The sequence below is a fragment of the Xenorhabdus griffiniae genome (assembly GCF_001028135.1).
Lineage (GTDB): Bacteria > Pseudomonadota > Gammaproteobacteria > Enterobacterales > Enterobacteriaceae > Xenorhabdus > Xenorhabdus bakwenae.
In genome coordinates, this window is sequence record NZ_LDNM01000013.1 from 58,579 (window position 1) to 70,581 (window position 12,003).

At 42.4% G+C, this 12,003-nt stretch carries 11 protein-coding genes and 1 pseudogene; 7 read left to right on the forward strand and 5 right to left on the reverse strand.

Annotated elements, in window-relative coordinates; translation table 11 throughout:
- Positions 1–153: 153 nt before the first annotated feature.
- The 4 genes and pseudogenes from AAY47_RS20400 to AAY47_RS20405 form a co-directional block, all read left to right on the forward strand.
- Positions 154–303 (forward strand): annotated as a pseudogene (locus AAY47_RS20400) (IS982 family transposase); the annotation flags it as partial.
- A gap of 285 nt (positions 304–588) precedes the next feature.
- On the forward strand, positions 589–1,941 hold the full coding sequence (locus AAY47_RS04295; protein ID WP_047767221.1) for a cytochrome ubiquinol oxidase subunit I: 1,353 nt from the start codon (positions 589–591) through the stop codon (positions 1,939–1,941).
- The gene (gene cydB / locus AAY47_RS04300; RefSeq protein ID WP_047767223.1) at positions 1,931–2,938 is read left to right on the forward strand and encodes a cytochrome d ubiquinol oxidase subunit II; all 1,008 of its coding nucleotides are present in this window, start codon (positions 1,931–1,933) and stop codon (positions 2,936–2,938) included. Before AAY47_RS04295 ends, cydB begins: the two co-directional genes overlap by 11 nt.
- Complete coding sequence (locus AAY47_RS20405; RefSeq protein WP_072059737.1) at positions 2,919–3,077, forward strand: DUF2474 domain-containing protein; 159 nt, start codon at positions 2,919–2,921, stop codon at positions 3,075–3,077. The genes cydB and AAY47_RS20405 overlap by 20 nt, the downstream gene beginning before the upstream one ends.
- A gap of 292 nt (positions 3,078–3,369) precedes the next feature.
- On the opposite strand, the gene AAY47_RS04305 is transcribed toward AAY47_RS20405, so the two are convergent.
- The 5 genes from AAY47_RS04305 to adiA all read right to left on the reverse strand — a co-directional run bounded on the left by AAY47_RS04305 (position 3,370) and on the right by adiA (position 9,788).
- Entirely contained in the window at positions 3,370–4,410 is a 1,041-nt protein-coding gene (locus AAY47_RS04305; RefSeq protein ID WP_047767224.1) for an endonuclease, read from the reverse strand.
- A 231-nt stretch (positions 4,411–4,641) separates the two neighbouring features.
- Complete coding sequence (locus AAY47_RS04310) at positions 4,642–5,079, reverse strand: universal stress protein (RefSeq protein ID WP_047767226.1); 438 nt, start codon at positions 5,077–5,079, stop codon at positions 4,642–4,644.
- A 93-nt stretch (positions 5,080–5,172) separates the two neighbouring features.
- Positions 5,173–5,601, reverse strand: coding sequence for a universal stress protein (locus AAY47_RS04315; protein ID WP_047767227.1), 429 nt, complete (start codon positions 5,599–5,601; stop codon positions 5,173–5,175).
- Between the two features lie 552 nt (positions 5,602–6,153).
- Positions 6,154–7,497 (reverse strand): arginine/agmatine antiporter, encoded by a 1,344-nt coding sequence (adiC, locus tag AAY47_RS04325; RefSeq protein WP_047767231.1) that lies wholly within the window; start codon positions 7,495–7,497, stop codon positions 6,154–6,156.
- 17 nt (positions 7,498–7,514) lie between these two features.
- Positions 7,515–9,788 carry an arginine decarboxylase gene (gene adiA / locus AAY47_RS04330; protein WP_047767233.1) on the reverse strand — a complete coding sequence of 758 codons (2,274 nt, stop codon included), beginning with the start codon at positions 9,786–9,788 and terminating at the stop codon, positions 7,515–7,517.
- A gap of 402 nt (positions 9,789–10,190) precedes the next feature.
- On the opposite strand from adiA, the gene AAY47_RS04335 reads away from it, so the two are divergent.
- From AAY47_RS04335 to cspG, 3 genes are all read left to right on the forward strand, one after another.
- Complete coding sequence (locus AAY47_RS04335) at positions 10,191–10,523, forward strand: phage holin, lambda family (protein ID WP_047767235.1); 333 nt, start codon at positions 10,191–10,193, stop codon at positions 10,521–10,523.
- A complete protein-coding gene (locus tag AAY47_RS04340; RefSeq protein ID WP_047767237.1) occupies positions 10,504–10,899 on the forward strand; it encodes a structural protein in 396 nt (131 codons plus the stop codon). The genes AAY47_RS04335 and AAY47_RS04340 overlap by 20 nt, the downstream gene beginning before the upstream one ends.
- A 287-nt stretch (positions 10,900–11,186) precedes the next feature.
- The gene (gene cspG / locus AAY47_RS04345; protein ID WP_047767238.1) at positions 11,187–11,402 is read left to right on the forward strand and encodes a cold shock protein CspG; all 216 of its coding nucleotides are present in this window, start codon (positions 11,187–11,189) and stop codon (positions 11,400–11,402) included.
- Positions 11,403–12,003: the final 601 nt, after the last annotated feature.

Sequence of the window (12,003 nt, forward strand, 5' to 3'; positions counted from 1 at the left end):
TTTAAAATATTTTTTTATATTGACCTCTTATGTGATGGTTAATTTTCATAATATGATATTTAACTCGAATTCTGGATAAGACATTGACGAAAAATCTGTTCCGGGAGCAAAACTTTGATGAACGCCGAAAACAGCTCCGGGGCGGAACAGACTATGAATAACTTAGTTGAAATTTACTGCGATGTCGACGATTTTTGTCGTTTTTTCATTCCCTATTGAACGCAGTTTTTTCTTGATAACGGATACCGTCTACGCCGCCAGCAAGATCGTATGTATCACAGTGAAATCATGACCATTTTTATAAAATGAGATATAGCCCAATTAGTTATTAAGATCCTACTTCAATAAGGTTGTTTAGATTATTATTTTTTTTAAAATGTCAGTGAAATACTTTCAACACCCTCTGTATCTGTTTTTCAAACAGTACCCATTGCCCACAACACATCATATGACTGGTTTCCACTCAAAACTGTTATAGTCAATAAAAAAGAAACTGTCACTATTATACCTCAATTCCCTGTGTTCTACTTGTCTGCATCTTCTAACTTCGTTTCCCCATATACCCAAAGATTTCAATAAGAGGTCACTATGCCAGGGTTGAATGCCCTTGAACTCGCAAGGATACAATTTGCATTTACGGTTTCTTTTCACATTATCTTTCCTGCCATTACGATAGGCTTGGCGAGCTTTCTGGCGGTATTGGAAGGTCTATGGCTTAAAACACGTAATACGGACTACAAAACGTTATATCACTTCTGGTCAAAAATTTTCGCGGTTAATTTCGGTATGGGCGTGGTTTCCGGCTTGGTGATGGCCTATCAGTTCGGCACCAACTGGAGTTTCTTTTCTGATTTTGCCGGCTCTATTACCGGCCCGTTGTTGGTCTACGAAGTGCTGACCGCATTTTTCCTTGAGGCTGGGTTCCTCGGCGTCATGCTGTTTGGCTGGCATCGAGTCGGAGAGAAGCTACACTTTTTCTCAACCTGTATGGTGGCGCTCGGCACGGTTATTTCGACATTCTGGATATTGGCCTCTAATAGCTGGATGCAGACACCACAAGGCCATGAAATTATCAATAATCAGGTTGTTCCTGTTGATTGGTTCGCAGTGATTTTCAATCCCTCTTTCCCCTATCGTCTGCTGCATATGGGAACGGCGGCATTTCTGGCCTCAGCATTTTTCATTGCGGCTTCTGCTGCCTGGCATTTACTGAAAGGCAATGATTCATCCGCTATGCGGAAAATGTTGTCAATGGCGATGTGGATGATCCTGATTATTGCCCCGTTGCAAGCCATCATTGGCGATATGCACGGGTTGAATACATTAAAACATCAGCCGGCTAAAGTCGCTGCCATGGAAGGGCATTGGGAAAATCATCCTGGTGAAGCCACCCCATTGATTTTATTTGGTATACCCAACCAGGAAGCGGAAGAAACACGTTATGCAATCAAGATCCCCTATCTTGCCAGCCTGATTCTGACACACAGTCTGGATAAGCAAGTTCCAGCACTGAAAGAATTTCCCCCGGAAGATCGCCCAAATGCGTTTATGGTGTTTTGGTCATTTCGCATCATGGTGGGATTAGGCATTTTGATGATCCTTGCCGGCGTCTGGGGGTTATGGTTACGTCATAAAAAGCGCCTGTATGAAAACCCGCTCTTTCTCCGCTTTATGCTCTTGATGGCACCTTCTGGCCTTATTGCGATTCTGGCAGGTTGGTTTACCACAGAAATTGGCCGTCAACCGTGGGTCGTCTACGGCTTAATGCGCACCAAAGATGCGGTATCAGCACACGGGGAAATCCACATGAGCATCAGCCTGCTTATTTTCTTTGTCGTCTATGGAGCCGTATTCGGCGTGGGTTACGCCTATATGATGAAACTCATTCGTAAAGGCCTTCCACAAATAGTCCCAAATAAGGAGTCAGCAAATGGGTATTGATCTTCCTCTCATTTGGTTCCTGATCATTATATTTAGTACCATGATGTATATCGTGATGGATGGTTTTGATCTTGGCATCGGCATTTTATATCCAGCGATTAAAGCGCAATCCGATCGTGATTTGATGATGAATTCTGTTGCTCCCGTCTGGGATGGCAATGAAACCTGGCTGGTGCTGGGAGGCGCTGGATTATTTGGTGCGTTTCCACTGGCTTATGCAATCGTTTTAGATGCACTGGCAATTCCATTGACCATCATGTTATTAGGCCTGATATTTCGTGGCGTAGCCTTTGAATTTCGGTTCAGAGCTACACCAACGCACCAACACCTTTGGGATAAGGCATTTATTGCCGGTTCAATGCTCGCCACCTTTATGCAAGGTGTCGTCGTTGGCGCAGTTATTACCGGTTTTCCTGTCGAAAATCGTGTTTATATCGGTAGCTATTTTGATTGGCTGGCTCCTTTTCCTCTGTTTTGTGGCATTGGACTCGTCATCGCTTATGCTTTATTAGGATGTGGCTGGCTGATAATGAAAACAGAAGGTCATCTGCAACAACAGATGTACCGTGTCCTGCGCCCTTTGACATTGCTGATGCTGACCATTATTGCCATTATCAGTATTTGGACACCACTCGCTCACCCAGCAATTGCTGAACGTTGGCTCAGTTTGCCAAATCTATTTTTCTTCATGCCCGTACCATTATTGGTACTGTGGTCAAGCTGGCAGCTATTGAAATCTAACCCAAACTCAAGCCATTACACCCCGTTTTTAACAGCACTGTTATTGATTTTCATGGGCTTTACTGGATTGGGGATCAGCATTTGGCCGAACATTATCCCTCCCTCGATTAGCTATGAAGAGGCTGCCTCCCCTCCTCAATCATTGGGTTTTATGCTGGTTGGTGCTCTGTTCATTATTCCGATAATTTTGACTTATACCTTTTGGAGTTATTATGTCTTCCGAGGAAAAATCACCCATGAACAAGGCTACCATTAAACCAGTACCACGGCGTCCTTCATTGTGGAAGCGCTTGAGTTGGATGGTAGCAATTTGGTTTTGCAGTGTATTGGCTTTATACGCCGTATCTACGTTATTTCGTACTCTAATGACAATGGCGGGAATGAAAGTCAAGTGATAACTCACTTGTTTAATGGCTGAGGCGGTATCTGAATTAAGGTTTTGATCAGAGCAACAACAGAATGGTTTAACTGATTAAACCAATCCAACTTCAAAATGCGTGTTATATTTCCCCGCTCAGCGGGGAAATATAAGGTCTCGCGTCGTCTTGCGGATTGCAACTTGAAGTTTATCGCGTATACACATGCATTACTTAAGTATACTATCAGATATTATACCCCGGCCACAAAAGCTCCCAAGTTAAATTTTACTGAAACATTGTTTGATTTTTATTAGCCATGCATTGAGAGCTATTTTTTACAATTACCTGCCAAGCGATATCCCGCTTTTTTAGCTTCTGCTTCTGAGCGGAAGTAAATTACGTTTTTATCTGCCACCGTTTTATAGCCAGCACAGTGTGCAAAATGATAAATCTGACTATTTTTATTCCCCTTAATTATCTCATTTGACGCCGTTTTTGATGTCATCCTTTGGGTTGATATCTGACTGTTTTCTGCATGTAAATGACTTGGCTTTGGCGCACGGCTCTGTACTTCTCCTCCTTTTTGCGCCATCAATCCTTGCTGCGATATTAAACCCTGGCCTGAATTTTTATGTCCCAATTCCCACTTTTTGCTGCCAGTCACAAATGGGTTATGGTGCCCCATAATCCGGGCGATTCGGTTATCTCTTTCACGCTCCCAGGCATCCACTGGATACTGGCGATCCCATGCCATCATCAGTTGTTGCTGTTGGCGTGACATAGTCAGATTATAGCGGTCATGCATATAGAAATAGACTCTGGCAACCATACCTTTTACTCTATCGCGTGGTTCAAACACATGTGATTTAAAATCCACCTTGCTGCTACATGAACCATACATATTAGGTGTGTTTCTGGCGAGCATTCCGTAACCAAAATTACTGCGATCACCATTAACTTCACCGATTGATGGCGCCAGGTTATGTATGTCTGATTCGATTATGCGAAATACAGGATCGGTTGCAACGCAGTTTTTCCGCCCCCCATTCTGCCAACATTGACGCTGATGCCCAAATACCCAGGCGGGCACCATATGTTCCCATTCAATGCGTGCAGCCCTTGTTTGCTGTGATCTGACGTGATAACCGCAAGAAGCCAGATCAATGCGCCCACCACTTTTGCCAACCCATTGCCAATCACACCCACAATACAGTGTGCCTATGCCTGATTTTGTTTGTCCATTATAAACATTTTTTCTTGATTCAACTTTAGCTTGTTCGAAGCTGGTCGGTGCACTCCATGCATGAAAAGAGAGGGTTAACCCAAAAACCAAAAGATAGCGTGCCAACTGGCCTATTTTACTATTCAAAATAATACCTATTTACTTATTGTGCATAACATCCATCTATTATCCTGCCTGACAAGGCACTAAAATGGCAAATATTATTCGTCGATTTCCCTTTAACAATGAGGAAAACGTCAATGCATTATTTGAATTAATTGATAGTAATATGATTTAAGTTACTAAAAAAACAACCGTGCTATATTCAGGCACGGTTTTTATAAATAATAATAATTAACTTTACCCAGATGCGGTCAGTTATCTCACAACCAAAACAGAGATATTGGCATATCCTACAATGCCCGACGCATTTGAACCCAACAAGTGAGTTGAGATATCGGGCCGACGAGATCCGACAATAATCAAATCTGCATTAATCTCACGTGCTGTAGACAACACCTTATCCCGTGGAGAGCCGAAGGCAACAGAGAATGATACCCTCTCTTTAGGTACATCAATTCGTTCTACGATTTTTTTCAGTTCCTCTTCAGAATTCTCGATGGCTTTTTTAGCAAAAGCACTCAATAAATCATAGTGGTAACTATAATTCACGGAAAATCGGGAAATATCTGGCACAGAGTGAAAAAGATGAACCTTTGCATTAGATATTTTTGCTAAATACTCAGCATGCTTGATTGCATTATCAGTTAATATATCTTCCGCAATATCAATTGGAACTAAAATCGTGTTATACATACATACTCCCCCTGTAATCGGATATAACCGCGCACTATTGAGCATCAGTTAAAAGCAGAAAAATCAACAAATTAACATTATCATCACCAGTACTTATCGCACTACTAATACAGATATTTTTGCATATCTGACAACTCCGGCTGAGTTGGAACCCAACAGATGCGTCGTAATATTAGGTCGTCTTGAACCGATAACAATCAAATCAGCACCAATTTCATCCGCTGTCGCAGTAATTTCGTCTCTTGGTGAACCAAATGCAATCGAATAGGAGATTTGACGATTGGGTAATTCAATGGAATCAACCAGCTTTTTCAAGTCCCGCTCTGCCTTGATAGTCGCCTTGTCCTTAATTTCCATATAGCCTAGTGCATAAGCATTAATAATCGCCGATGAAATGGGTAATACATGTAAAAAATGTAGTTCAGCCCCGGTTTCCCTAGCAATTTTAAGCGCACAGTCAACTGCCTTGTTGGTTAGCGCTTCTTCTGAAATATCGACTGGTACTAAAATAGTTTTGTACATATGCACGCTCCTACTTTTCGAAATACCAAGTTATCCTGATTTCTTTTAGTTTATTGAAATGGGGATAACTTACTGTGAGTTATCTAACACCTAAACCATGTTAGCGCCTATTCAGATTCATGGATAGGAATTAGTCCGATAATTTCAGGTGTTCAACGTGTTGTTTATCGTACTTTCATCGAAAGAAGATATGATGTTTAAGGTCAATCAACCCTTTGAATATACTACCTTTATCTCATAACGAAGTTTTGAGGTTCTCATTAAATGTTTCTCCCTTAAAATTTTATCAATTTCCAGAAAAACCAGAAAAATGATCCACGATTATGGAAACCAGGCTTGTACTGAATCGAATTGCGGGTCTTTATATGAACCAGAACCCCATTTGTTACATCGAAATCCAATATCATCATCCATAAGTTCTACCTTCTGTCCGTTTGCCTGGGCCGCCAGAAGCGTCAATATCAGGGCACGATCACAAATTGCGAATATTTTTTTGATCAAAAAAAGGTGCTGAAATAACAGCACCAAAATAGTGACACCCCAAAATCGAAGTTACTCTTTTTTATCTAACGGAAAAGGGACAGGGTGTTTCGTGTTGTAGTTAAAGGTATACATTGCTGTTATGACCATCATAACAACAAGTGTCCATACCACTTCTTGTGCTCCGGTTCCCAAAACTGCCCAGATGCAATAAATAAAGGCAATAAACGTAATGATGATATATCGCGTTTTCTCCTGCCCAAGATGACCATGACCAATTAACAGCAAAGCTGCACAGGTATACAGGTAAGGTATCAAGGTAAAAATCACGGAGACGGAAGAAACCAAGCCAAATTCTTTCGCGGCATTTGGCGAAATACTACTGAGTTGGAAAAGCGTCATTAAAACACCCAATATCAACAAACCCGCAACTGGCGTTCCGGCTTTGTTCACTTTGGCAAAGATTGAAGGAAACAGCCCATCATCTGCGGCAGCTTTGGCAGTTTGCCCTGCGAGCAATGTCCAGCCACCCAATGATCCCAAACAGCCGGCCGCTGCACAAAAGGCAACTACGGCTCCTGCGGTATCGCCCAACGCCAATCGGGCAGCATCGCCAAAAGGTGAAGAGGAGATTTTCAACGCCGCGTTAGGGATCATGCCCATAATCACGCTGCTGGACAGAACATAACTGACGGCAGCAATCAGCACACCACCAATCGTCGCGATCGGCACATTACGCTTAGGATTTTTGACCACACCAGCCGCAACAGAAGCACTTTCAACGCCAATAAAAGACCATAATGTGACGTTTAAAATACTCTGAATCGCGCCAAAAGTATTCAAGCCACTGACGTTCCACGCATCCATATAGGTCTTGCCGTTGAACCAGAACCAACCCAATACGGCGGTTGCTACAATCGGAATCAATGCTAAGGTTGTCGCTACCGCTTGCACTCGGGTAATAACATGCGGCCCGATAATGTTCAAAATGACAAATATCCACAGTATGACTGTACAAGAGAGGGTTAAAATAATGGGATCTTTCAGGACAGGGAAAAAATAACTCAGGTAACCCACGCCAATTACAACCATAGCGATATTACCGATCCAACACGCCAGCCAATATAAAATATTCGTCTGATAGCCTAAAAAAGGGCCAAAAGCCCGCCGTGCATAAGCATAAGATCCCCCCGGACTGTCATCCAGTGAGGAGATTTTCGCATAGACGATTGATAACCCCACAGCACCAATGATAGTCACCAACCAGCCAAGGATCGCAATACCACCGGTTGATGCCAGGCTGGCAGGCAGCAAAAAAACGCCCGATCCCATGATGTTACCCGCAACCATCAGAGTAACGGGGATCAATCCGACTTTTTTTGCCTCTGAAACATTTGCCTCTGAAACAATAGCCATAATTTATCTTCCCGTTTTCACTTTTTTATACACATCACGTGATAAATGCCGTTGATAATCTCTGTGCCTTCCGTTTCATGCTCAAAACCAGGAAATTCATGATCCCACTTTTGTAACGCATGCAAATATCCAATTTGGGGACTGGTTTTATCACCAAAGTTTTCGCCTGAAAGCAGCATGGGAATACCGGGCGGATAGGGGATGATAGAGTTTGCCGCAATGCGATAAGGTAAATCGTCCAGGGCCACCATTTCCACATTATTGGTCACAATGGCCTGATAAGCGGCTCGCGGGATCATTTCCATTTTGGGTAAACCGGCATATGCCCGATTCAGTTTTTCTCCCGGATTATTCTGCCGCAAATAATCGAACATTTTATCGCCTAACTCTTTCAGTCCTAATTGCTCATACACTTCTGGGTGCTGCTCTACCCAATCTGGCAACACCTTATTCAAGGGCGTATTAGCATCATAATGATGTTTGAAAGATAACAGGGTGTTAAGCAATGTTCCCCATTTTCCTTTGGTGATCCCCATCGAAAACAGGAACATAATTTGGAAATCTGTCGTGCGGGTCGGTACGATACCGTGCTGGCTTAACCAGGCAGTGACTAATGCTGCCGGCACGCCCTGTTTTTTCAACTTACCATTATCTCCCATGCCCGGAGCCAATATGCTGACTTTAATCGGATCAAGCATACTCCAGTTAGCCGGCAAATCTTCAAAACCGTGCCAACTGTCTCCCGGATTCATGAGCCAGCAACTTTGTTCCTTCGCCAGTAATTCCTTTGGCACATCTTCAAAAGCCATTTTCTTACCGGTTGCAGGATCGGTTACTTTTTCCTGATTCCAGGGTTTAAAGAACCAACCCCCCTTCTTATTGAAATCACGATGCAAGCGTGCTAATGCCTGACGAAAATCAATGGCTTCCTCAATGACTTCCTGAGTTAATGAGTAGCCGCTGTTGCCATCCATCATCGAAACTGCAATATCGTTTGAAGCGCAAATCGCATACAGCGGAGACGTTGTTGCATGCATCATGTAGGCTTGATTAAACCTTGAAAAATCCACCGGGTTGCGTCCGTCCCGTACGTGGATAAAAGAGGCTTGAGATAGTGCGTTCAACAACTTGTGAGATGAATGGGTAGCAAAGACTGTCGGCCCGGAGTGGTTTTTGGGATCTCCACGCATGGCAAAATGATCGTGATAGATTGGGTTAAACCGCGCATAGCCATACCATGCTTCATCAAAATGTATTCTATCGACGCTTTTATCCAATAACGCCTGTACCTGCTTGGCGTTATAACAGACACCATCATAGGTACAGTTTGTCACTACGCTATAAACGGGTTTCTGGCTCGCTATGCCCTGAATCAGGGGATTTTGTTTCAGTTTTTTCTGTAATGTTTTTGCCTGCATTTCTTGTGGATAGATAGGCCCGATGATGCCATAGCGGTTACGGCTCGGCAGCATATAAACCGGTTTGGCACCTGTCAGTATCAGCCCTTGCTCAATGGATTTATGGCAATTTCGGTCAATGATCACCACGTCATCTTCGGTCATGCACGCCTGCATAATCGTGCGGTTAGAGCCTGATGTTCCCACCACGACAGAATAAGAATGGTCTGCGCCGAACACTCTGGCGGCGTTTTTTTCACTTTCACCAAATGCACCGGAATGATCTAATAGCGAACCCAATGAGGCTCGTTCAATTCCCATATCGGTACGGAAAAGATTTTCCCCATAATAGTCATGATAAAAGCGGCCAACCGGTGTTTTATTAAATCCGACTCCCCCCTGATGCCCAGGTGCCGCCCAGGAGTATTCATAGGTTCGGCTGTATTTCATCAACGCTGACATTAAAGGAGGAAATAATTGTTGACGATAACGCTGCATAGCAGCAATAGCACGACCCGCGATAAAAGCCGCTGAATCTTCTAATATCCAGGCAAATTCAGTTAACTGCTCCAATAATTCATGATTTAGCAAAAATACCGTTTTTTCCCGATCACTTAACAAAAAGACCGGAACATTTTCCTGTCGTTCAAATAATTTATTTAATATTCTCTGTACTTGAAGATATAAATCATCATCCATGAGTGCACAACTTATCATTAAACAATCAAACGGCTCATTGGCAGAAATTATTGTATAGCTATCATCAAAAGACTCAGCAATAACAACATCAACCTCTTTCTCGATTAATTTATCTGCCAACCTATGCACGGCATTTTCAACATAGTGACTATGATATCGTGTACCCACTTCATTTTTTGCTATCAATACTTTCATGACATTATTCCTTACTCTATCTCTACTTGAACCGACAGGATAAATTCAGCGTTATTTGGCGATGACCATCGAATAGTTGATACAATCAAGGAAATTTAGTGATGCTAAAATGAGCTACAGAAAAGATTATCAACAATACAATTATTTAAGTTAACTATTTGTTAAAATATAATTTTATGATTAAAAATCACATTGATTAATATAGTGTCTATTTGAATTTGTGCAATTCATTTGCTTTTTGTCTATCTCTAAAATTTGGCGTTTATGGGTTTAGTAAGAGCCAGAGCACAATAGCGTATCCATGTGGATTTTCTTTACCCGCGTTACTATGAAAAGGTACGGGACGTCATTCACTCAGTCAGTGTTGATGATGATGCCCATCACCAAATTATGGGAACAATAATGAAAGAACATCCTGATTTATGGGCCGATTTATTAAACGGTCTAAGAAACGCTTGGCCGCAAATTTCTGGTTCTATTTTGGCCGTTATGATCTGTTACGGCCGGCTTATTTATGACGGTGTGGAGCGGAAAAATCGCTGGGTCGAGCCGCTACTGTGTGGAGCGCTGTCGTGGGGATTTTCCAGTGGACTGGAACTATTTGGTATTCCAAACAGCATTTCACCTGCCCTCGGCGGAGCCGTTGGTTTTATTGGCGTAGAGAAAATCCGAGAGTTTTCCATTCGTGCCATCAATAAACGTTTAGGAGATAACAATGACAAGAGGAATTCGTAACCACAATCCCGGCAATATCCGTCATAGAGACAAATGGCAAGGTTTGCGTGATATCCAGACAGACAAATCATTTTGTCAATTTGTGGCGCCGGAATATGGCATACGGGCGATGCTAAAAATTCTGCGCAACTACGAACGCAGATACGGGGACAATACGATTCGCCAGTTTATTTCCCGCTGGGCACCACCGAATGAAAATAATACCGAGAGTTATATCGCTTATGTATCTAAATCAGTTGGCATAGCTAGCAGTGCCGTAGTGGATGTAGAAAATGTCACCACAATGAGCCGACTGGTTAAAGCGATCATTCAAATGGAAAACGGCCAACAACCTTATTCCGATGCGGTGATTAAGCGAGCATTTGAATTGTTATAAGTTCTAATCACCGCCAGCTGGCGGTGATTTTCAACAATATCGTCTCCTTCTTACCCGCAATTATACAAATCCGCTAAAATATTACTTGCTTAATATCCCAGGTCATGCGTTAATAGCGGCGTCGGTTTGAAAGACAGACCTCATACAAAGCAGTTTATTAAAGCAGTTCTCATCCTCAGGCGTTATCCCAGATATCCCTTCTTGTTGAGTCTCTACGTTAAGCGCTAAGTAGTTTCTGTAAAACAAGCCATATTCGCCTAAAAAGGCTCAATTAAAGGAAATATCATATGTCTAATAAAATGACTGGTTTAGTAAAATGGTTTAATGCGGATAAAGGTTTTGGTTTTATCTCCCCTTCTGATGGAAGCAAAGACGTGTTCGTACACTTCTCTGCAATTCAGAGTAACGACTACCGTACTCTGTTCGAAGGCCAGAAGGTCGAGTTCTCCATCGAGAAAGGCGCCAAAGGCCCGGCAGCCGCAAACGTTGTGCCTACAGCGTAAGATATTCCCTGAATCCCTTCCTCTGCGATAACGAAGACGGCCTCAGGCCTGAGTGGACAGAGTGACGGAGGTCAGAATATTTTTAGTTGCCGGTCTGGATAAAACCAGACCGGTTTCTGAAACATCCCTCCCGCGTTCCCGCGCTGGTTAATCCCTTTCTTGGTGAGGGGATATTTATACCAGATGCTTTCAATAATACCGCCCAAAAGATTATATAAGAACAAAACATTATATAGGAATTTTAAAGATCTGAATTCTTAAGAACTCGTATATGATAGCCCCACAGGCACACCATCAGCATTTTCAAACATTCTCTATCTCTATCTCTATCTCTATCTCTATCTCTATCTCTATCTCTATCTCTATCTCTATCTTTCTGATCCTATTCAAAAATTCCCCAAATGATACCTATATCAGTATTTTTTATACAAATAATCAAAAAATACACAAACTTCTTCTCTTATAACAAAAATCAAAAAAACAAAGCATCCGTTTATGAAAGCGTTAGTTAGCCAATCATATTCTAGCGTGCAGCACTGTTACATAACTCAAATTTAATTTATTAGCATGACTAATTGTTATCACGAGCAGGAGTTAAGCG